The 20,435-nt window shown below is 58.3% G+C and carries 29 protein-coding genes and 2 pseudogenes; all 31 read left to right on the top strand.

All coding sequences use genetic code 11. The features are described from left to right. The first annotated feature begins 220 nt into the window (after positions 1-220). The 31 genes and pseudogenes from tuf to CAY35_RS02820 all read left to right on the top strand — a co-directional run bounded on the left by tuf (position 221) and on the right by CAY35_RS02820 (position 20,338). Complete coding sequence (gene tuf, locus CAY35_RS02670) at positions 221-1,414, top strand: elongation factor Tu (RefSeq protein WP_109303199.1); 1,194 nt, start codon at positions 221-223, stop codon at positions 1,412-1,414. A 480-nt stretch (positions 1,415-1,894) separates the two neighbouring features. Then, positions 1,895-2,203: a 30S ribosomal protein S10 gene (rpsJ, locus tag CAY35_RS02675; protein ID WP_035758027.1), complete on the top strand. Its 309-nt coding sequence runs from the start codon at positions 1,895-1,897 to the stop codon at positions 2,201-2,203. Positions 2,204-2,224: 21 nt separating this feature from the next. After that, the gene (rplC, locus tag CAY35_RS02680; RefSeq protein WP_101630972.1) at positions 2,225-2,875 is read left to right on the top strand and encodes a 50S ribosomal protein L3; all 651 of its coding nucleotides are present in this window, start codon (positions 2,225-2,227) and stop codon (positions 2,873-2,875) included. A gap of 3 nt (positions 2,876-2,878) precedes the next feature. Next, positions 2,879-3,483, top strand: a pseudogene (rplD, locus tag CAY35_RS02685) (50S ribosomal protein L4). Next, positions 3,480-3,788, top strand: coding sequence for a 50S ribosomal protein L23 (gene rplW / locus CAY35_RS02690; protein ID WP_101630970.1), 309 nt, complete (start codon positions 3,480-3,482; stop codon positions 3,786-3,788). Before rplD ends, rplW begins: the two are co-directional and overlap by 4 nt. A 34-nt stretch (positions 3,789-3,822) precedes the next feature. Further along, positions 3,823-4,662: a 50S ribosomal protein L2 gene (rplB, locus tag CAY35_RS02695; RefSeq protein ID WP_109303200.1), complete on the top strand. Its 840-nt coding sequence runs from the start codon at positions 3,823-3,825 to the stop codon at positions 4,660-4,662. Positions 4,663-4,672: 10 nt separating this feature from the next. Beyond that, a complete protein-coding gene (rpsS, locus tag CAY35_RS02700; RefSeq protein ID WP_035758039.1) occupies positions 4,673-4,954 on the top strand; it encodes a 30S ribosomal protein S19 in 282 nt (93 codons plus the stop codon). A gap of 44 nt (positions 4,955-4,998) precedes the next feature. Beyond that, on the top strand, positions 4,999-5,364 hold the full coding sequence (gene rplV / locus CAY35_RS02705; RefSeq protein WP_035758042.1) for a 50S ribosomal protein L22: 366 nt from the start codon (positions 4,999-5,001) through the stop codon (positions 5,362-5,364). Next, positions 5,365-6,150 (top strand): 30S ribosomal protein S3, encoded by a 786-nt coding sequence (rpsC, locus tag CAY35_RS02710; RefSeq protein WP_101630968.1) that lies wholly within the window; start codon positions 5,365-5,367, stop codon positions 6,148-6,150. Next, positions 6,150-6,566: a 50S ribosomal protein L16 gene (rplP, locus tag CAY35_RS02715; protein ID WP_035758047.1), complete on the top strand. Its 417-nt coding sequence runs from the start codon at positions 6,150-6,152 to the stop codon at positions 6,564-6,566. The genes rpsC and rplP overlap by 1 nt, the downstream gene beginning before the upstream one ends. Before the next feature lie 4 nt (positions 6,567-6,570). Further along, the gene (gene rpmC, locus CAY35_RS02720; protein ID WP_109303201.1) at positions 6,571-6,864 is read left to right on the top strand and encodes a 50S ribosomal protein L29; all 294 of its coding nucleotides are present in this window, start codon (positions 6,571-6,573) and stop codon (positions 6,862-6,864) included. Beyond that, complete coding sequence (gene rpsQ / locus CAY35_RS02725) at positions 6,864-7,154, top strand: 30S ribosomal protein S17 (RefSeq protein ID WP_101630966.1); 291 nt, start codon at positions 6,864-6,866, stop codon at positions 7,152-7,154. The genes rpmC and rpsQ overlap by 1 nt, the downstream gene beginning before the upstream one ends. A gap of 420 nt (positions 7,155-7,574) precedes the next feature. After that, entirely contained in the window at positions 7,575-7,943 is a 369-nt protein-coding gene (rplN, locus tag CAY35_RS02730) for a 50S ribosomal protein L14 (protein WP_035758055.1), read from the top strand. Between the two features lie 3 nt (positions 7,944-7,946). Next, positions 7,947-8,291 carry a 50S ribosomal protein L24 gene (rplX, locus tag CAY35_RS02735; RefSeq protein WP_101630965.1) on the top strand — a complete coding sequence of 115 codons (345 nt, stop codon included), beginning with the start codon at positions 7,947-7,949 and terminating at the stop codon, positions 8,289-8,291. Then, positions 8,291-8,860 carry a 50S ribosomal protein L5 gene (gene rplE / locus CAY35_RS02740; RefSeq protein ID WP_101630964.1) on the top strand — a complete coding sequence of 190 codons (570 nt, stop codon included), beginning with the start codon at positions 8,291-8,293 and terminating at the stop codon, positions 8,858-8,860. The genes rplX and rplE overlap by 1 nt, the downstream gene beginning before the upstream one ends. A 79-nt stretch (positions 8,861-8,939) precedes the next feature. Next, complete coding sequence (gene rpsH, locus CAY35_RS02745; protein ID WP_101630963.1) at positions 8,940-9,338, top strand: 30S ribosomal protein S8; 399 nt, start codon at positions 8,940-8,942, stop codon at positions 9,336-9,338. 17 nt (positions 9,339-9,355) lie between these two features. Continuing rightward, positions 9,356-9,892, top strand: coding sequence for a 50S ribosomal protein L6 (gene rplF / locus CAY35_RS02750; RefSeq protein ID WP_109303202.1), 537 nt, complete (start codon positions 9,356-9,358; stop codon positions 9,890-9,892). Positions 9,893-9,894: 2 nt separating this feature from the next. Beyond that, a complete protein-coding gene (gene rplR, locus CAY35_RS02755) occupies positions 9,895-10,266 on the top strand; it encodes a 50S ribosomal protein L18 (RefSeq protein ID WP_101630961.1) in 372 nt (123 codons plus the stop codon). Beyond that, a complete protein-coding gene (gene rpsE / locus CAY35_RS02760) occupies positions 10,263-10,964 on the top strand; it encodes a 30S ribosomal protein S5 (RefSeq protein WP_375231739.1) in 702 nt (233 codons plus the stop codon). Before rplR ends, rpsE begins: the two co-directional genes overlap by 4 nt. Then, positions 10,964-11,170: a 50S ribosomal protein L30 gene (rpmD, locus tag CAY35_RS02765; protein WP_035758073.1), complete on the top strand. Its 207-nt coding sequence runs from the start codon at positions 10,964-10,966 to the stop codon at positions 11,168-11,170. The genes rpsE and rpmD overlap by 1 nt, the downstream gene beginning before the upstream one ends. Positions 11,171-11,172: 2 nt before the next feature. Continuing rightward, positions 11,173-11,631, top strand: coding sequence for a 50S ribosomal protein L15 (gene rplO / locus CAY35_RS02770; RefSeq protein WP_101630960.1), 459 nt, complete (start codon positions 11,173-11,175; stop codon positions 11,629-11,631). Positions 11,632-11,942: 311 nt separating this feature from the next. Further along, positions 11,943-13,249 (top strand): annotated as a pseudogene (secY, locus tag CAY35_RS02775) (preprotein translocase subunit SecY). Continuing rightward, positions 13,246-13,815, top strand: coding sequence for an adenylate kinase (locus tag CAY35_RS02780; protein ID WP_109303203.1), 570 nt, complete (start codon positions 13,246-13,248; stop codon positions 13,813-13,815). The pseudogene secY and the gene CAY35_RS02780 overlap by 4 nt, the downstream one beginning before the upstream one ends. A gap of 107 nt (positions 13,816-13,922) precedes the next feature. Next, complete coding sequence (gene map / locus CAY35_RS02785) at positions 13,923-14,741, top strand: type I methionyl aminopeptidase (RefSeq protein WP_258265599.1); 819 nt, start codon at positions 13,923-13,925, stop codon at positions 14,739-14,741. A 195-nt stretch (positions 14,742-14,936) separates the two neighbouring features. Beyond that, a complete protein-coding gene (gene infA, locus CAY35_RS02790; RefSeq protein WP_035758084.1) occupies positions 14,937-15,158 on the top strand; it encodes a translation initiation factor IF-1 in 222 nt (73 codons plus the stop codon). Between the two features lie 132 nt (positions 15,159-15,290). Beyond that, positions 15,291-15,404, top strand: coding sequence for a 50S ribosomal protein L36 (gene rpmJ / locus CAY35_RS02795; RefSeq protein ID WP_083285170.1), 114 nt, complete (start codon positions 15,291-15,293; stop codon positions 15,402-15,404). Positions 15,405-15,567: 163 nt separating this feature from the next. Further along, positions 15,568-15,942, top strand: coding sequence for a 30S ribosomal protein S13 (rpsM, locus tag CAY35_RS02800; RefSeq protein ID WP_035758086.1), 375 nt, complete (start codon positions 15,568-15,570; stop codon positions 15,940-15,942). Positions 15,943-15,994: 52 nt separating this feature from the next. Continuing rightward, positions 15,995-16,402 (top strand): 30S ribosomal protein S11, encoded by a 408-nt coding sequence (gene rpsK / locus CAY35_RS02805; RefSeq protein WP_101630956.1) that lies wholly within the window; start codon positions 15,995-15,997, stop codon positions 16,400-16,402. Between the two features lie 167 nt (positions 16,403-16,569). Then, positions 16,570-17,559 carry a DNA-directed RNA polymerase subunit alpha gene (locus CAY35_RS02810; RefSeq protein WP_109303205.1) on the top strand — a complete coding sequence of 330 codons (990 nt, stop codon included), beginning with the start codon at positions 16,570-16,572 and terminating at the stop codon, positions 17,557-17,559. Positions 17,560-17,633: 74 nt separating this feature from the next. Beyond that, entirely contained in the window at positions 17,634-18,182 is a 549-nt protein-coding gene (gene rplQ, locus CAY35_RS02815) for a 50S ribosomal protein L17 (protein ID WP_109303206.1), read from the top strand. A gap of 329 nt (positions 18,183-18,511) precedes the next feature. Next, positions 18,512-20,338: a hypothetical protein gene (locus CAY35_RS02820; protein WP_146191902.1), complete on the top strand. Its 1,827-nt coding sequence runs from the start codon at positions 18,512-18,514 to the stop codon at positions 20,336-20,338. Positions 20,339-20,435 lie beyond the last annotated feature (97 nt).

Raw genomic sequence — 20,435 nt, forward strand, 5'->3', positions numbered from 1 at the left:
GGCGGCGCTGCCGCGGTAGGGCCGCCCACTTGCTCACCGCCGGCATAGCTTTATAGGCTTACCGGCGGACGAACAGGGATCACCGCTAAGGTGAGGGAGATCTCACTGGATCCCGCTGAATTTTCATAAACCAACACGCCATCAGTAGACTGATCGTTAGCATGCTCACCAAAAGAGTGAGCAGTAATAAGTTTGCTGAAAACAGTTCTAGGAGGAACCTGTGGCAAAGGCAAAGTTTGACCGCTCCAAGCCGCACGTAAACGTTGGCACCATCGGCCACGTTGACCACGGTAAGACGACGCTCTCCGCTGCTATCTCGAAGGTACTGGCTGACCGTTTCCCATCGGAGACCAACGTCCAGCGCGACTTCGACACCATTGACTCCGCTCCGGAAGAGCGCCAGCGCGGTATTACCATCTCCATCTCCCACGTGGAGTACGAGACCGAGAAGCGTCACTACGCACACATTGACGCTCCAGGCCACGCTGACTACGTCAAGAACATGATTACCGGTGCTGCTCAGATGGACGGCGCAATCCTCGTGGTTGCTGCTACTGACGGCCCAATGGCTCAGACCCGCGAGCACGTTCTGCTGGCCCGCCAGGTTGGCGTTCCTGCACTGCTCGTTGCACTCAACAAGTGCGACATGGTTGACGACGAAGAGCTCCTCGACCTCGTCGAGATGGAAGTTCGCGAACTTCTGTCCTCCCAGGGCTTCGACGGCGACGACGCACCAGTTATCCGCGTTTCCGCTTACCAGGCTCTCCAGGGCGACGAGAAGTGGGCTGACTCCATCATGGAGCTCATGAACGCTGTTGACGAGTACATCCCAGACCCAGTCCGCGAGAAGGATCAGCCATTCCTGATGCCAATCGAGGACGTCTTCACCATTACCGGTCGCGGTACCGTTGTTACCGGCCGTGCAGAGCGCGGTACCCTCAAGCTCAACTCCGAGGTTGAGATCGTTGGTCTGCGCCCACTGCAGAAGACCACCGTTACCGGTATCGAGATGTTCCACAAGCAGCTCGACGAAGCATGGGCTGGCGAGAACTGTGGTCTGCTGCTCCGCGGTCTCAAGCGTGAAGACGTTGAGCGCGGTCAGGTTGTTGTCGAGCCAGGCTCGATCACCCCACACACCGAGTTCGAGGCAAACGTCTACATCCTCTCCAAGGACGAGGGTGGCCGTCACAACCCGTTCTACTCGAACTACCGCCCACAGTTCTACTTCCGTACGACTGACGTGACCGGTGTTATTACCCTCCCAGAGGGCACCGAGATGGTTATGCCAGGTGACACCACCGAGATGACCGTCGAGCTCATCCAGCCAATCGCTATGGAAGAGGGCCTCGGCTTCGCTATCCGTGAGGGTGGCCGCACCGTTGGTTCGGGCCGCGTTACCAAGATCATCAAGTAAGACCCTTCTTACTGATCTGGTGCAGGCCACATCGACATGATGTGAACCAGCCATAACGAAAAAGGGACCCGATTCTCCGTTAGGGGAGTCGGGTCCCTTTTCGTATGAGGTGGATTGTATCGGCAGCGCTGCATGGTGAAGTGCTACAGCTCGAGGGTTGTGCTGATCACACTGTTTTGTTAATCGGCTCAGAGTGTGGCACACTGGATAAGTTGGCTTTTTAGGGCTAAAGCTCTGCGCCAACAAGATCCCCGCAAAATAATCAGGCGTACAACACCGCAACGTTGAAGACACGCCCGAGTGCGTGGATCGGAGCTCGGCCGAGGCAAGGAACCCTGAAGTTTCAGGATTTGGCTCGAAACCGGGCGTGCCGGTCACAGTAAGCACATAGAGAACCAGACCTTCCTGGAAACTATCCGCTGCAGCTGTGACCCGTGAGGCACACATCAATAACAGTGCTAACAACGTAAGGAAGACAGCATGGCGGGACAGAAGATCCGCATCCGGCTGAAGTCATACGACCACGAGGTCATTGACACCTCCGCCCGCAAGATCGTGGATACGGTCACTCGCGCTGGCGCAACCGTCGTCGGCCCAGTGCCACTGCCAACGGAGAAGAACACGTTCACCGTGATTCGCTCCCCACACAAGTACAAGGACTCCCGCGAGCACTTCGAGATGCGCACCCACAAGCGCCTCATCGACATCGTGGATCCAACTCCAAAGGCCGTCGACTCGCTTATGCGCCTCGACCTGCCAGCGGATGTCAACATCGAAATCAAGCTTTAATAGGGAGGTGCTGAGATAACTATGACCGCAAGCCGCAACATCAAGGGCCTGCTGGGCACGAAGCTCGGCATGACCCAGGTCTGGGATAAAGACAACAACCTGATCCCGGTAACCGTCGTCAAGGCTGACGCTAACGTCGTCACCCAGCTGCGCAACGAAGAGCGCGACGGCTACACCGCGATCCAGATCGGCTACGGCCAGGTAGACCCAACCAAGGTCACCAAGCCACTCGCCGGCCACTTCAAGGCCGCAGGCGTGACCCCACGCCGCCACGTAGCCGAAGTACGTACCGCTGACGCAGCAGACTACGAGCTCGGCCAGGAACTCACCGTCGAGCAGTTTGAAGCCGGTTCCAAGGTAGACATCACCGGAACCACCAAGGGTAAGGGCTTCGCTGGTGCAATGAAGCGCCACGGCTTCGCCGGCGCTGGTGCATCCCACGGTCAGCACAAGAACCACCGCAAGCCAGGCTCCGTTGGCCAGGCGTCGACCCCAGGTCGCGTCTTCAAGGGCAAGAAGCTTCCGGGCCGCATGGGTGTTGAGCGTCAGACGACCCTGAATCTCACCGTTCACGGCGTAGACGCAGAGAACAACCTCCTGCTCATCAAGGGCGCCGTCCCAGGTCCTCGTGGCCAGGTTGTCCTGGTTCGCACTGCAGTGAAGGGAGCCTAACCAATGGCTATCAAAACCGTAAAGGTTGATCTCCCAGCAGAGATCTTCGATACCGAGGCTAACGTTGCTCTCTTGCACCAGGTAGTTGTTGCGCAAGAGGCAGCACGCCGCCAGGGTACGCACAAGACCAAGACCCGTGCAGAACGCTCCGGCTCCGGCATCAAGCCGTTCCGCCAGAAGGGTACCGGTCGCGCACGTCAGGGCTCCATCCGTGAGCCACAGATGCGCGGCGGTGGTATCGCACACGGTCCAGTCCCACGCGACTACTCCCAGCGCACCCCTAAGAAGATGAAGGCAGCTGCACTTCGCGGCGCCCTCTCCGATCGTGCACGCCACGATCGCATCCACGTCGTAGAGGACATCGTCACGGGCGACACCCCGTCGACCAAGCAGGCTCGCGAGAACCTCAAGTCCCTCACGACCAGGAAGAACCTGCTCGTGGTGCTCGAACGCGCCAACGACGTCGCAGCTCTGTCCGTGCGCAACCTTGAGTTCGTACACGCACTGTTTGTGGACCAGCTCAACACCTACGATGTGCTCCGCGCTGATGACGTCATCTTCACGAAGCTGCCTTCGACGCCTTCATCGGTAAGGAGGACGCCAAGTGACTAACATCAACCGTCGCACGGCCCACGACGTCATCGTCGCTCCGGTCGTTTCGGAAAAGAGCTACAACCTGATCGACGAGGGTCAGTACACCTTCCTGGTGGACCCACGCTCGAACAAGACCGAAATCAAGGCTGCAGTAGAGGAGATCTACGGCGTCAAGGTTGCATCGGTCAACACCAACAATCGCCCGGGTAAGCGCACGCGTACCCGCTTCGGTTGGGGACAGCGCAAGAACACCAAGCGCGCAATCGTCACCCTCCAGGGCGATGACACCATCGACATCTTCGGCGGTCCGGTCGCCTAAGGCAACCGGAGACCACTTTAACGAGGAACAATAAATGGCAATTCGCAAATACAAGCCGACAACGCCGGGCCTGCGTGGCTCGTCCGTTGCCGACTTCGCAGAAATTACGCGCAGCACGCCAGAGAAGTCCCTTCTCCGCCCGCTGCACAAGACCGGTGGCCGTAACAACACCGGCCGCATCACGACCCGTCACAAGGGTGGTGGCCACAAGCGCCAGTACCGTCTGATCGACTTCCGTCGCGCAGACAAGGACGGCGTACCGGCAAAGGTCGCTCACATCGAGTACGACCCGAACCGCACCGCCCGCATCGCACTGCTCCACTACGTGGACGGCACCAAGCGCTACATCGTAGCGCCAGAGCGCCTCAAGCAGGGCGACCGCGTCGAGTCCGGCCCGAACGCTGACATCAAGCCAGGCAACAACCTGCCGCTGCGCAACATCCCAGTCGGTACCGTTGTGCACGCAATCGAGCTCCGCCCAGGTGGCGGCGCAAAGATGGCTCGTTCCGCTGGTGCATCCGCTCAGCTCGTCGCACGTGAAGGCAAGCACGCACAGCTGCGTCTGCCATCCGGCGAAATCCGCAACGTTGACGTCCGCTGCCGCGCAACCGTCGGCGAGGTCGGCAACGCTGAGCAGATCAACATCAACTGGGGTAAGGCCGGCCGTATGCGCTGGAAGGGCATCCGCCCAACCGTCCGCGGTGTCGCTATGAACCCAGTCGATCACCCACACGGTGGTGGTGAAGGCCGTACCTCTGGTGGCCGTCACCCAGTCAACCCAGCCGGTAAGAAGGAAGGCCGCACGCGCCGTCCTAACAAGTCCAGCGACAAGCTCATTGTGCGCCGTCGCCGCACTGGCAAGAACAAGCGATAGGAGCTCTTAGATGCCACGCAGCCTTAAGAAGGGCCCCTTCGTTGATCAGCACCTTCTTGTGAAGGTCCTGAACCAGAACGAAGCAGGTACCCGCAACGTCATCAAGACGTGGTCCCGCCGTTCCATGATCGTGCCGGACATGCTCGGCCACACGATCGCTGTGCACGACGGACGTAAGCACATCCCAGTGTTCATCACTGAGTCGATGGTCGGCCACAAGCTCGGCGAGTTCGCTATGACGCGTACTTTCCGCGGCCACGTGAAGGACGACAAGAAGGGCAAGCGCCGCTGACCATAGGTCAGAGGTTGCAGCTCCTTCCTTAGGAAAGGAAAGCAATGGAAGCCAAGGCAATTGCGCGCCACCTGCGCGTTACGCCGATGAAGGCCCGGCGCGTCGTCAATCTTGTCCGCGGCAAGCAGACGACCGAGGCACTCGCGATCCTGAAGTTCGCCCAGCAGGGCGCTTCGGAGCCTGTGTACAAGGTTGTCGCCTCCGCTGTCGCGAACGCGCGCCAGAAGGCCGATCAGCAGGGTCTGCCGTTCAACGAGGACGAGCTCTACATCAGCGAAGCTTATGTAGACGAAGGCCCAACCATGAAGCGGTTCCAGCCACGCGCTCAAGGCCGTGCATTCCGCATCAACAAGCGCACCAGCCACGTCACCGTGGTCGTTGCCACGCCTGAGAAGGGTGGGGAGAAGTAAATGGGTCAGAAGATTAATCCAAACGGCTTCCGACTCGGTATCACCACCGACCACGTGTCGCGCTGGTTCGCCGATTCGAAGCTGCCGGGTCAGTCCTACGCTGACTACGTCAAGGAAGACGTCAAAATCCGCTCGCTGGTGACTGACGGCATGGATCGTGCCGGCATCTCCAAGGTCGAGATCGAACGTACCCGTGACCGTGTACGTGTGGACATCCACACCGCACGCCCAGGTATCGTCATCGGCCGCCGCGGTGCAGAAGCAGACCGTCTTCGCGGTGAGCTCGAGAAGCTCACCAACAAGCAGGTTCAGCTGAACATCCTCGAGGTCAAGAACCCAGAGATCGATGCGCAGCTCGTAGCTCAGGGTATCGCTGAGCAGCTTGCCTCCCGTGTGGCATTCCGCCGTGCAATGAAGAAGGCAATCCAGTCGGCAATGCGCGCTGGCGCTAAGGGCATCCGTGTCCAGTGCTCCGGCCGCCTCGGTGGCGCAGAAATGAGCCGCCGCGAGTTCTACCGCGAGGGCCAGGTGCCACTGCACACTCTCCGCGCGAACATCGACTACGGCTTCTTCGAGGCAAAGACCACCTTCGGCCGCATCGGCGTGAAGGTCTGGGTCTACAAGGGAGACGTCACTGATAAGGAACTCGCTGCACAGCAGGCAGCAGCACCAGGCCGTGGTGGCCGTCGCGGCGATCGCCGTGGTGGCGGTCGCGGTGGCGAGCGTCGCCGTCGTAACGATCGTGGTGCAGCAGCTCCAGCAGCAGCTGAAGGAGGCAACGCCTGATGCTGATTCCACGTCGCGTCAAGTACCGCAAGCAGCACCACCCAGGCCGTAAGGGCATGGCATCTGGTGGCACCGAGGTGACCTTCGGTGAGTGGGGCATCCAGGCTCTCACTCCTGCATACGTCACCAACCGCCAGATTGAAGCTGCACGTATTGCGATGACCCGCCACATCAAGCGTGGCGGTAAGGTCTGGATCAACATCTTCCCAGACCGTCCACTGACCAAGAAACCTGCCGAAACCCGCATGGGTTCCGGTAAGGGTTCGCCAGAGTGGTGGGTTGCAAACGTCAAGCCAGGTCGCGTTATGTTCGAACTGGCAGGCGTTTCCGAAGAGGTCGCTCGCGAAGCTCTTCGTCTTGCAATCCACAAGCTTCCGCTGAAGGCGCGTATTGTGCGCCGCGAGGGTGGTGAATGATCCAATGGCTATCGGTTCTAAGGATCTCGCAGTCGACAAGCTCGACGGCATGGACAACGCTCGTCTGAACGAGGAGCTTGCAAACGCTAAGAAGGAACTCTTCAACCTGCGTTTCCAGGCTGCAACCGGTCAGCTCGAGCAGCACGGTCGCCTGAAGGCCGTCAAGCGCGACATCGCTCGCATCTACACGATTCTTCGTGAGCGTGAGCTCGGCATCCGCGAGGATGTTGTCGCTACCAAGACTGACGACAAGAAGAAGACCAAGAAGAAGACCAAGAAGGCGGAGGACGCTAAGTGATGAGCGAAAAGGAGAACGCTGTGGCCGAAGAGGCACAAGCCCGCGGTTACCGCAAAACCCTGCGCGGTTACGTGGTGTCCGACAAGATGGATAAGACCATCGTGGTCAACGTTGAGGACCGTGTGAAGCACGCCCTCTACGGCAAGGTCATGCGCCGCTCGAAGCGCGTGAAGGCTCACGATGAGAACAACACCGCCGGCATTGGCGACTTGGTCATCGTGGCTGAGACCCGCCCGCTGTCCAAGGACAAGCACTGGCGCCTGGTTGAAATCGTCGAGAAGGCGAAGTAAGCCAGATCTAGCTATCGGGGCAGCATCCCGCTGACCCATCTAGGCCGGAACTGTGATCGTGCTAACGCGATTACAGTTCCGGCCCTCTTTTTTGTTAGACTAGAAAGTCCGTGCGTTAGCTGGTTGCGCGCGCCCTAAAACAAGTGTGCCAAGACCTAAGGTCTAAAACACTCGTAACGGGCAAGTGAACGGAGACTATCCACCTCCACCAGCTGACATAGAGATCAGCCAGCCACACCATCGGCAGCTTATATATCTCAAGCACGGGCTCAGGCCGAAAGCCTCGGCCCTGACCCCTCCACTGGAACGCAACAAACGTTCCGACGCATGGGTCAGGGGTAAGCGATGGCCTGAGAAGTCCATTCATTCCGTTCCGCAAGGCTTCGAGTACGAAGAACCAGCGAGACACAGGAGAGACTAGTGATTCAGCAGGAATCGCGACTGAAGGTCGCCGACAACACGGGCGCCAAGGAAATCCTGGCCATCCGCGTTCTCGGCGGAACCAACCGTCGCTATGCAGGAATTGGTGACGTCATCGTCGCCACCGTCAAGGACGCAATCCCTGGCGGAAACGTAAAGAAGGGCGACGTCGTCAAAGCCGTCGTCGTCCGTACCAAGAAGGAACGTCGCCGCGTTGACGGTTCGTACATCAAGTTCGACGAAAACGCAGCCGTTATCCTCAAGAACGACAACGAGCCACGCGGTACGCGTATCTTCGGGCCAGTAGCCCGCGAGCTGCGCGATAAGCGTTTCATGAAGATCGTTTCGCTGGCGCCGGAGGTGCTCTGACTCATGGGTGCAAAGATCAAGAAAGACGACCTGGTACAGGTCCTGTCCGGCAAGGACAAGGGTCTCCAGGGCAAGGTCCTGAAGGTTATCCCGTCTGAGCAGCGCGTGATTGTTGAAGGCGTCAACGTCGTCACCAAGCACAACCGTGAAGGCCAGACTGAACGCGGTTCAAAGACCGGCGGCATCGAGAAGGTCGAGGCACCGATCCACGTTTCCAACGTTGCGATCGTTGACCCAGAGACCAAGAAGCCAACCCGTGTTGGCTTCCGCCTCGAAACCGTAACCAAGGACGGCCGCGAGAAGACCGTCCGTATTCGTTACGCCAAGGCTTCCGGGAAGGATCTGTGATGACTGAAACCGCTACGAAGATCCAGCCGCGTCTGAAGACCAAGTACCGCGAAGAGATCAAGGGCGAACTGCAGAAGCAGTTCGAATACAAGAACGTCATGGAAGTTCCAGGCCTCGTGAAGGTCGTTGTGAACATGGGCGTTGGCGAAGCCGCACGTGACTCGAAGGTCATCGAAGGCGCAGTACGCGACCTGACCGCGATCACCGGCCAGAAGCCACTTGTATCCAAGGCTCGCAAGTCGATTGCACAGTTCAAGTTGCGCGAAGGCATGCCAATCGGCGCCTACGCGACCCTGCGCAACGACCGCATGTGGGAGTTCGTCGACCGCCTCGTCACGCTGGCACTGCCACGTATCCGTGACTTCCGTGGTCTGAACCCTAAGCAGTTCGACGGTAACGGGAACTACACGTTCGGCCTGACCGAGCAGGTTATGTTCCATGAAATCGATCCAGACAAGATCGACCGCACCCGCGGTATGGACATCACCCTCGTAACGTCCGCAAAGACCGACGAAGAAGGCCGCGCGCTCCTCAAGGCGCTGGGCTTCCCGTTCAAGAACGAAAACTAAACCAACTACGTCGAAGGTCCTCCGAAACCAGCCCTAACAGGCGGCGAGGAAACCCCGACGAGGAAGGGCACAAGCCCACATGACCATGACAGATCCGGTCGCAGACATGCTGACGCGTCTGCGCAACGCGAACTCTGCACACCACGAGGACGTCACCATGCCGTCCTCCAAGCTGAAGGTCCGCATCGCGGAAATCCTCAAGGCTGAAGGCTACATCGCTGACTACGCCGAAGAGGACGCCCGCGTTGGCAAGAACCTCAAGATTGACCTCAAGTTCGGCCCGAACCGTGAGCGCGCCATCGCTGGCCTCCGCCGCGTCTCGAAGCCAGGCTTGCGCGTCTACGCGAAGTCCACTGAGCTGCCTAAGGTATTGGGCGGTCTTGGCATCGCGATCCTGTCCACGTCTTCCGGTCTTTTGACTGACCGGCAGGCAGAGTCCAAGGGCGTTGGCGGCGAAGTCGTCGCTTACGTCTGGTAAGGGAAGGGGAAGACACTATGTCACGTATCGGACGTCTTCCGATCACCGTTCCCTCGGGCGTCGAGGTCAAGATCGACGGCCAAGAGGTATTCGTGAAGGGCCCTAAGGGCGAGCTCTCCCACACCGTTCCTTCGATGCTGACTGTTTCTCAGGAAGAGAACACCGTCAAGGTCGAGCGTCCGGATGACGAGCGCGAAACCCGCGGCCAGCACGGCCTGACCCGCACCTTGATCTACAACATGATCGTTGGTGTCACCGAGGGCTACTCCAAGAAGCTCGAAATCACCGGTACTGGTTACCGTGTAATGGCCAAGGGCCAGGATCTCGAGTTCCAGCTCGGCTTCTCGCACCCAATCATCGTGAAGGCCGCCGAAGGCGTTACCTACACGGTTGAAGGCACCAACAAGGTGACCGTTTCGGGTATCGACAAGCAGCGCGTCGGTGAAGCCGCCGCGAAAATCCACAAGCTCCGTAAGCAGGATCCTTACAAGGGTAAGGGCATCAAGTACGAGGGCGAAGTCATCCGCCGCAAGGTCGGAAAGGCAGGTAAGTGACTATGGCTCTGGCTACAAAGAAGAGCTCCCGGGCTGCCTCCCGCAGCCGTCGTCACGCTCGTGTGCGCAAGCACATCGTGGGCACCGCTGTCCGTCCGCGCCTCGTCGTTTCCCGCTCCGCGCGCCACATCGTCGCGCAGATCGTGGACGATGGCCGCGGCGTGACGCTCGCGTCTGCCCGCACCATGGAAGCCGATATTCGTGCTTTCGAGGGTGACAAGACCGCAAAGGCTAAGCGCGTTGGCGAGCTTCTCGCTGAACGTGCAAAGGCTGCCGGTATCGAAGCTGTGGTTTTTGACCGCGGCGGTAACAAGTATCACGGCCGCGTGGCCGCGGTCGCCGAAGGCGCGCGTGAAGGTGGGCTGGCACTGTGAGTGAAGAAATGAAGAACGAAGCCCCTGTGGAAGAGCAGAACAACGCCCAGGGCGAAGAGAAGAACGACGCGGGTCAGCGTCGCGGACGTGGCGAAGGCCGCGGTCGCGGTGAAGGCCGTGGACGTGGCGAGGATCGCGGCCGTGGCCGTGACAACCGCCGTGGCCAGGACGATGACAAGGACAAGTTCCTCGAGCGCGTCGTCACCATTAACCGTGTTTCCAAGGTCGTCAAGGGTGGTCGTCGCTTCAGCTTCACCGCGCTTGTCGTCGTAGGTGACGGCAACGGCATGGTTGGCGTCGGCTACGGTAAGGCCAAGGAAGTTCCAGCAGCCATCCAGAAGGGTGTGGAGGAAGCTAAGAAGAACTTCTTCCGCGTTCCACGCGTTGGCACGACCATCCCGCACCGCGTCAAGGGCGAAGCCGCTGCAGGCGTCGTTCTCCTTGTTCCGGCTGCTGAGGGTACTGGTGTTATCGCTGGCGGTCCGGTTCGTGCAGTACTCGAGTGCGCAGGCATTCACGACGTGCTGTCGAAGTCCATGGGCTCGACGAACCAGATCAACATCGTGCACGGCACCATCGCTGCGCTGAAGTCGCTTGAAGAGCCAGCAGCTGTCGCTGCTCGCCGCGGCTTGGCTCTCGATGAGGTTGCTCCAAGCGCGATGATCCGCAAGATGCAGAACGCGAAGGCAGGTGCCTAATTATGAAGAACCTGACTCCGTCTGATGCAAAGCTGAACATCACCCTTGTTCGTTCCGTTGCTGGCCGTACCCCGGCTCAGCGTGAGACGGTACGTTCGCTGGGTCTCAAGCGCATCGGCCACACGGTCGAGCGCACTGCAGACGCAGTAACCGTTGGCATGGTGAACAAGGTGAAGCACCTGGTTGAGGTCGAGGAGGCCAAGTAACCATGTCTGAGAACACTGAGAACCCGATCAAGATCCACGATCTTGCCCCGGCACCAGGTTCCCGCAAGTCGAAGACTCGCGTTGGCCGTGGTGAAGCATCCAAGGGTAAGACCGCAGGTCGCGGTACCAAGGGCACCAAGGCACGTCGCCAGGTACCTGCAGGCTTCCAGGGCGGTCAGCTTCCGCTGCACATGCGCCTGCCGAAGCTCCGCGGCTTCAAGAACCCATTCCGCACCGAGTACCAGGTTGTTAACCTGACCCGCCTCGAGGAACTGTTCCCAGAGGGCGGCGAGGTTACGGTCGAGGCACTCGTTGCTAAGGGCGCTGTACGCAAGAACCAGCCAGTCAAGGTGCTTGGCACCGGCGAGCTGAACGTGAAGCTCGATGTGAAGGTCAACGCCTTCTCCGCATCGGCTTCCGAGAAGATTCAGGCTGCTGGCGGTTCCGCTACCATCGTCTGAACATACGTTGAGCGGCATGTGACCGTGTAACAGTTACATGTGGCTCTGCAAGGAGGGGCTCTTTCCGATACGCCGGAAAGAGCCCCTCTTATTTTTATAGAAGATTCTGCGGTAACAATATGCGTGGATACGCATCAATGGAGCGTATCCACGGCGCGCACAAGGCCAAAACATTCCGCTAGGCGAAGATTTCAAACTGTTAGATTAGCCCCAGCCCGTACTTACCGGTAGAATCCCAAGAGCTTAACTGTGTCTTTGGTCTTTGCGCCATCGAGACACAGGTTTATTGTCCACTTGCAAGGAGTCCACGCGTGCTGAGCGCAATATCAAGGGTTTTCAAAACCCCAGATCTGCGACGTAAATTGCTGTTTACGATCGGCATCATCATCGTCTACCGCATCGGCGTATTCATTCCGGCGCCAGGCGTGGACTATTCGGCGGTGAACCAGTGTCTAGCCCTGACTGATACGTCGGGTGGCTTGTATGAGTTCGTCAACCTGTTCTCGGGTGGCGCGCTGTTGCAGGTATCGATTCTTGCGATGGGCATCATGCCGTACATTACGGCGTCCATCATTGTGCAGCTGTTGCGTGTGGTTGTCCCACACTTTGAGGCGCTCCACAAGGAAGGCCAGGCGGGTCAGGCTAAGCTCACGCAGTACACGCGTTACCTGCCGTTGGTTTGGGTATGTTGCAGGCTACGACGCTTGTGACGCTCGCGAATACGGGTAACTTGTTCCCGGGCTGCCCGGCTCCTGTTTTCCCTGAAAGCAGTTTGTGGACCATTCTGCTGGCTATCGTCGCGTTGACTGCCGGCACGGTCTTCATTATGTGGCTCGGTGAGCTCGCAACCGAGCGCGGTGTCGGTAACGGTATGTCGCTGCTGATCTTCGTGTCTATCGTGGCTGGCTTCCCAGGCTCGATGATGAACATCCTTCAGCAGAAGGGCTGGTTCATCTTCTTCGTCGTGATTGTTCTGGGCCTCGTGGTTCTTGGTTGCGTGGTCTTTGTTGAGCAGTCGCAGCGTCGCGTCCCGGTTCAGTATGCGAAGCGTATGATCGGGCGCCGCACGGTGGGGGGTACGTCGACGTACATTCCGATCAAGGTCAACATGGCCGGCGTGATCCCTGTTATCTTCGCGTCCTCGTTGCTGACGTTGCCGATGATGCTGGTGCAGTTCAACCAGGATGCCCAGGGCAACATGCCTGGCTGGGCTGAGTGGATCAACGCTAACCTTGCGACGACGTCCGCGCCGCTGCACATGGTTCTGTACCTGCTCCTGGTATTTGGTTTCACATATTTCTACGTCTCCATCACGTTCAACCCGGTTGATGTTGCAGACGACATGAAGAAGTACGGCGGCTTTATCCCGGGCATCCGCGCTGGAGAGCCGACCGCTAAGTATCTGGGCTATGTCTCGTCCCGTATCACGTTCGCTGGCGCTGTCTATTTGGCGTTGATTGCGGTCATTCCGGTGATTGCGCTGGTATCGGTCGGGGCAAACCAAAACTTCCCATTCGGTGGTACTTCGCTGCTGATTATGGTTGGTGTTGGTCTTGAGACGGTCAAGCAAATCAACGCTCAGATGCAGCAACGACACTACGAAGGACTTCTGCGATGACAAAGCGTTTGTTGATTGTTGGCCCTCCGGGCTCAGGTAAGGGTACTCAGGCTGCTCGTATCACTGAGGGTTTGGGTGTTGTAGCGATTTCCACGGGTGACATTTTCCGTGCGAACGTCAAGGAAATGACGCCGTTGGGCATCGAGGCGAAGAAGTACATGGATCGTGGTGACTATGTGCCTGACTCCGTGACGAACTCGATGGTTGAGGATCGCCTCGCTCAGGATGACGTCAAGGATGGCTTCCTGCTGGACGGCTACCCTCGCACGGTCGCGCAGGTTGAGTTCCTCGACGGTGTTCTGAAGGCTAAGGGCCAGGATCTTGATGCTGTCATTCTGTTGACGGCTGATGAAGATGAGCTGGTCAAGCGTCTTCTGAAGCGTGCCGAGATTGAGGGCCGCGATGACGACACCGAAGATGTTATCCGCCACCGTCTTTCGGTCTACAAGGAGCAGACGGCCGATGTGGTTGCTGCCTACCGTGACCGCGGGCTGGTCCGTGAGGTTGATGGCTTGGGTGAGCTCGACGAGGTTACCGCGCGCATCATGGATGCGTTGAAGGCCTAACCTGACGCGGTTGAGATTTGTTATGGGCGGCGCCCGGTCCTCGTTTACGGGGCCGGGCGCCGTTCGTTTGTTTTTGTTTGTGGAGTATGCGGAGGAGGGGCGCCGGTATGCGCTCTGTTGAATATAAGAAGCCTGCTGAGCTGAAGCGGATGGCCGATGCGGGCGTAGTTCTGCGTGAGGCTTTGGACGAGACGGTTGCAGCGGTGAAGCCCGGCGTTACGACTCTGGAACTGGACCAGGTGTTCCGTGGCGTGCTGGATCGGCACAGAGCGCAGAGTAACTTCTTGGGCTACCACGGTTTCCCGGCCACGATCTGCACTTCCGTCAATGACGAAGTTGTGCATGGCATCCCGGGGGAGAGGGTCCTCCAGGACGGAGACGTGTTGAAGATTGACGGCGGAGCCATCGTTGATGGATGGCACGCTGATTCTGCGCGGACGGTTTTGATTGGTGAGGTCTCGCCTGAGGATCAGCGTCTTTCCGACATCACACGTGAGGCGATGTGGGCTGGTATTGCGGCTGCGGCATCGGCTCGTTTTGTGGGTCAGATCGGTCAGGCGATCGAGGCATCAGTGCTCGATCAGGGCGGCCATGACCTGGGAATCCTGGAGGATTACTGCGGCCACGGCATCGGTTCAGAGATGCACATGGCTCCGGACGTGTTGAACTATGCGGCGGATTACCGTGGCCCGCGCATCAAGCCTGGCATGGCGTTGGCGATTGAGCCGATGCTAGTGACCGGCGGCCTGGATACCAAGACGCTGGCAGATGACTGGACTGTTGTCACGACCGATGGTGGCCGTGCTTCTCAGTGGGAACATACGGTTTTGTTCCATCGTGGTGGCATTTGGGTTTCTACCGCCGAAGATGGCGGGGCGGCTGATCTTGCTCGTTACGGTGTAACTCCGACGCCGGTACAGGCCTAACCTGGATGTTGGGTCGCCTCATTGCCACGCGAGGGCGATCCGCCTCACACGCAGTTGCTTGATTCTGTGATAGTGAGCTAAGATGGATAGCTGGTTGCTTTGCTACGCATTTAACGTTCAAAGTGGCCAGTCAATCATCGCTATCTGTCAGCATCATACTGGTGATGTTGATAGGTTCGGACGTTAGCGGAGGATATGGGTAAGAAAGAAGGAGTCATCGAGCTGGAGGGCACCGTTACGGAGGCTCTACCAAACGCGATGTTCCGTGTTCGTTTGCAAAATGATCACGTAGTTCTGGCAACGATCTCTGGAAAGATGCGCCAGCACTACATCCGAATTCTTCCCGAGGACCGCGTGGTCGTTGAACTGACCCCGTATGACCTCAACCGTGGACGGATTGTCTACCGCTACAAGTGATCTCTGAAGATCCAGTCACGGCGTACCCTGCAGACGGGTCCGCCGTTGGTCTGTGTCTGAAGGGATGTTCGCGTCTGACGTGATGTTTGAAATCAAAAACTGATCAATCAGAAACGTAAGGACACAACCGACGTGAAGGTCCATCCGAGCGTGAAGCCAATCTGCGACGACTGCCGCGTCATTCGTCGCCACGGCGTCGTTATGGTTATTTGCTCCAACCCTCGCCACAAGCAGCGCCAGGGCTAAGCAAAGCAGCAGACGCACGGCACCACGCCACACATTGAAAATAAGCAGTACCGGGTAGCTCAGCTACCGTCTACCCTCGGGCTACCAGGAGGCCGGGGCCGCATCGAAACGGTGCGGATGGTATTGCCGAACACCTCCTGAACACAGTAAGGAAGAGACCACTATGGCTCGTCTCGCCGGTGTTGATATTCCGCGCGATAAGCGCGCAATCATCGCACTCACCTACATCTATGGCGTGGGCAAGACCCGTGCCGCCGAGACCCTCGAAGCAACGGGCATCGACCCAAACACGCGCATCAAGGATCTCAGCGACGATCAGCTCGTGAAGCTGCGCGACCACATCGAGGGCTCCTACACGGTTGAAGGTGACCTTCGCCGTGAGGTTGCAGCCGACATTCGCCGCAAGGTCGAAATCGGCTCCTACCAGGGTGTGCGTCACCGTCAGGGCCTCCCGGTCCACGGTCAGCGCACCAAGACCAACGCTCGCTCGCGCAAGGGTCCTAAGCAGACCGTTGCCGGTAAGAAGAAGGCTCGCTAATCCACGCGGTTAGCTCGCCCAACTTAGAGAAGACTTTCAGGTAGGAGTAAAAATGCCCCCAAAGGGTCAGGCCACGAGCGCGGCACGTAAGCCGCGTCGCGTAGTCAAGAAGAATGTTGCGCAGGGTCATGCGCACATCAAGTCCACGTTCAACAACACCATCGTTTCGATCACCGACCCAACCGGTGCTGTGATCTCCTGGGCCTCTTCGGGCCAGATGGGTTTCAAGGGCTCGCGCAAGTCGACCCCGTATGCTGCGCAGATGGCTGCCGAGAAGGCCGCTAAGGAAGCACAGCACCACGGCATGCGCAAGGTAGATGTTTTCGTGAAGGGCCCGGGTTCGGGCCGCGAAACCGCAATCCGTTCGCTTCAGGCTGCAGGCCTCGAGGTTGGCTCCATTCAGGACGTCACCCCGGTTGCACACAACGGCTGCCGCCCGCCGAAGCGTCGTCGCGTCTAGTACGCGGGTTGCGCGCTGGACAACGCAATGCAGTACAAAATGTGTTGTGGAGTCCTGTCCCGGAAGATCCGATGTTCTTCCCCCGGAGTGGGGAACAACAGTTCCTCATTCACCCAGTCGCCATCTGCAGCGTCATATAGCGGACGCTCGCTGAAAGGACAACATCCGTGCTAATTGCACAGCGCCCGACCCTGACCGAAGATCAGCTGTCTGAGACCCGTTCACGCTTCACCCTTGAGCCGCTTGAGCCAGGTTTTGGCTACACGATCGGTAACTCTCTTCGCCGTACTCTGCTTTCGTCCATCCCGGGTGCCGCTGTAACCAGCGTGCGCATCGAGGGTGTTCTGCACGAGTTCACGACCGTTGAGGGTGTCAAGGAGGACGTCACTGAGATCGTTCTCAACGTGAAGCAACTCTCCGTTTCCTCTGAGCATGACGAACCAGTTGTTGCATACCTGCGCAAGCAGGGCCCTGGCGTTGTCACCGCTGGTGACATCTCCGCACCTGCTGGTGTTGAGATCCACAACCCAGAGCTTGAGATCGCAACGCTCAACGAAAACGGAAACTTCGATATGGAGCTCACCATTGAGCGCGGCCGCGGCTACGTGTCCGCCGCTCAGAACAAGCGTGAAGATTCCGAGATCGGCCGTATCCCGGTTGACTCGATCTACTCGCCTGTTCTCAAAGTGACGTTCCGTGTGGACGCAACCCGTGTTGAACAGCGCACTGACTTCGACAAGCTCGTTCTCGATGTTGAGACGAAGCCGTCGATGTCCCCGCGTGATGCTGTTGCTTCCGCCGGTGTGACCCTCGTTGGTCTGTTCGGCTTGGCACACGAGCTCAACACGGAATCCGAAGGCGTCGAGATCGGCCCATCCCCAACGGATGAGCAGGCAGCAGCTGACATGGCTCTGCCGATTGAAGATCTTGAGCTTACGGTGCGTTCGTACAACTGCCTGAAGCGCGAGGGTGTCCACACCGTAGGTGAGTTGGTAGCCCGCTCTGAGGCGGATCTCATGGACATCCGTAACTTCGGCGCAAAGTCGATTGACGAGGTCAAGTCCAAGCTCGACGAGCTGGGTCTTGCACTCAAGGATTCTCCAGCAGGATACGAAGCTCCTCTGGCGGATGACGACTACGAAACTGAAGAGTTCTGAGTTCGCTCTCTGAAGCGTCTCGCATGGTCTACCCGCGGTAACGGGCAGGACCTCACTCAAGGAGATTTACGACTATGCCAACCCCAACCAAGGGCCCACGCCTCGGCGGTAGCCCGGCGCACCAGCGCCTCATCTTGTCCAACATGGCAGGTGAGCTTTTCACTCACGGCCGTTTGAAGACCACGCTGACCCGTGCAAAGCGTCTGCGTCCGTTCGCGGAGAAGCTGATCACGACTGCTAAGGCTGGCGACCTCAACGCTCGCCGCCGCGTACAGTCCGCGATCGCTCCACGTTCCGCAACGAACAAGAACGCTGTGTACGAGCTGCTGACCAACATCGCTCCAGCTATGGCCGAGCGCAACGGTGGTTACACCCGTATCACCAAGATCGGTAACCGCTCCGGTGACAACGCGCCGATGGCTGTTATCGAGCTCGTCATGGAGCCGGTTTCCCCTAAGCAGGCTGTTGTGAAGGAAGCTGAGAAGGCTACCGAGCAGGCTGCACCAGAGGTGGAGACCCAGGAGGATGCTCCAGCCAACGTTGCTGAGATGGATGAAGCCGCAACCCCGGTTGAAGACACCGAAGCTAAGGCTGAAGAAGCTGACGCGAAGGAAGACAAGTAAGTCGTCCATCGTGAGCTGAGCATCGCTTAGACCACACGTAAGTCCCTGCACCGTTTTTGCGGTGCAGGGGCTTACGTTTTAACGCCCAGACCTATGTCTTTGGTGAAGAAACCCGTCGGCCTTTTCGAAAGATACTCCGTATGAACGCGCTGTCCTCCACGAACGCCACAGGGTCTGTCGCTAGACAGAACCTCTACCAACGCGGCCTCCATCAACGCGGCCTTCACCAACGCAGTCTCTACCCACGCTCGACTTTTCTGGTTCTTTTGCTGGCCCTGGTCTCGTTCGTATTGACTGCTTGCTCGGTCGATATCTCGACTACGCAAAAGATGGATTCGACGGGTAAAGGCACCCGGACGATGACGGCGGTGGTAGAGGTCGAGGACGACGATGCCGCGAAACTCGATGCGAAAAAGGTCGAGAAATCTCTTAAGAAGGCCGCACCTAAGGGAACCAAGGTTACGAGCGTCAAGAAGAAGGGCGACAAGCTGACCATCAAGGTCGAGATGTCCTTCAAAGACATTGACGAGTACAAAGAAGTTCTCAGCAACGCGCTCAAGGCCGGTGATCATAATGCAGATAGCCTTGAAGTCGAGTTCAGGGCGATCGAGGGGCCTCTGAGGGAGGATGTTCTACTTAAAGAGAACGCCTCTAGCAGGCAATTGCTTGACTGGATGAGCAAGGCACTCATCAAAGATACGTTGCTGACGAAGAAGGAACTCGAAAAGTTTCGCGTGGAAGATCGCGGAGGAACTCTAGACATTGGCAAAAGTTCTTTCAAGGATCCGCGGACCCCGTTCTTCGAGTCGAAGCGCATCGATCACGGATTTACGTCGATTCGGCCGTTGATTGAAATCAAACCCGAAGGGTATCGGGTTGCGGTCAGCTACGACATGAACAATGTTGGCCGTGATCAAGAGAATGCACGCAGTAAGTGGATTGACTCTGTTATGCCTGAGGGCGCGGAGAAGGTCCGGACTGAGGACAAACGCGGGATTCCAAGCCGTGCGACAGTCATAGTGAAGGATGTCAAAGACGAGAAGGAACTGGAATCGTTTCTAGCTCCGTTGCTTGGGGATAAAAACGTCAAATTCACGGTAACCGAATCAGAGCATCCAGAGAACCCATTGGCGCGGATTAAGGAGTACAACCTGAGCGTTGACTGCAGTGAGACTTGTTCCAATGGGGAACAGCGAGCGTTGATTCCTTTTATCTCCGACCCCGACGCCACGTACCGGCGGTCGGGAATAAAGGAGTCGGAGGAAAACGAGCTAGGTTTCACTCAAGGGGCGGGGTTCCTTGTACTGGCCGAAGTATCTGGAGAGAAAAAGTTTCGAGCTGTTGCGGAGAAGTCTGAGAAGCTGTCCAGCTTTACGGCCTTGCTGAAGCCGGGCGCGGGCGATGCGGTTTCGTTTGAAGTCGAGGTTGGGGTAGCGCTAGCGCAACTGAACGCAGACGTAGAAGACATTGAAAAGAAACTTGCTCCGAGCGAAGGCTCGATCACCCCTGAGAAGCGGGGCGAAGAACAGATCTTTACCCTGAAGTGGGAAGGGTCTAACGCGGAAGAACTTGTTAGCAAAGTCAGGAAGAGCTTCGGTTCGTTCTCGATCACAGAAGAGAGTGAAGGTGCTCTATGGCAGACGACTAAGGGCACTGTGAAACTCAATCCATACACGGATCTGCACACCGACTTCGAAGCGACTCCACGGCTTAAGGTTGAACCTCCGGCCCTGTCCAGCCTGAGTGGCGATGTGCCAGACGAGGGGTACGATCTGAGGGGATCTACCGCCGAATACAGCTATAGCGGCCCGACAACCGTAGGGTTTGTGGTCGCGGCCGCGATTATTGTGGTTGTCATCCTGCTCGTGCTGCTTGTCGTAGTTTTGCGCAAGAAAAAGGGCGCGAAGGCGAAGGGGACAGGGCAGCGAAGCGTGCAGGATCCTCCGGCATACGTGCAGGATCAAAACCACAGCCATGCGATGCACTGGCAGACTGGCAACTATTCTGCGCCGCCCGCACCCCCGGCTGGCGACGCCCCGCCGGGTCCTCCAATGCCACCAGCTGAAAACAGTCGAGATTTTGCTCCGCCTCCGCCAGAGCCGCAACCAGGTGACGACGACGCACCGCCGGCACCACCTGCCCCGCCCGAGAAGTAGGCCCGAGAAGTAGCCGGCGCATGAACGCATAAGTGAGGCCCGCATCGTAGGTTCGATGCGGGGCTCACTTATGCTCTGGCATGTCTGGGTGGCGTGT

This window comes from Pseudoglutamicibacter cumminsii (assembly GCF_003143995.1).
GTDB lineage: Bacteria > Actinomycetota > Actinomycetes > Actinomycetales > Micrococcaceae > Pseudoglutamicibacter > Pseudoglutamicibacter cumminsii_B.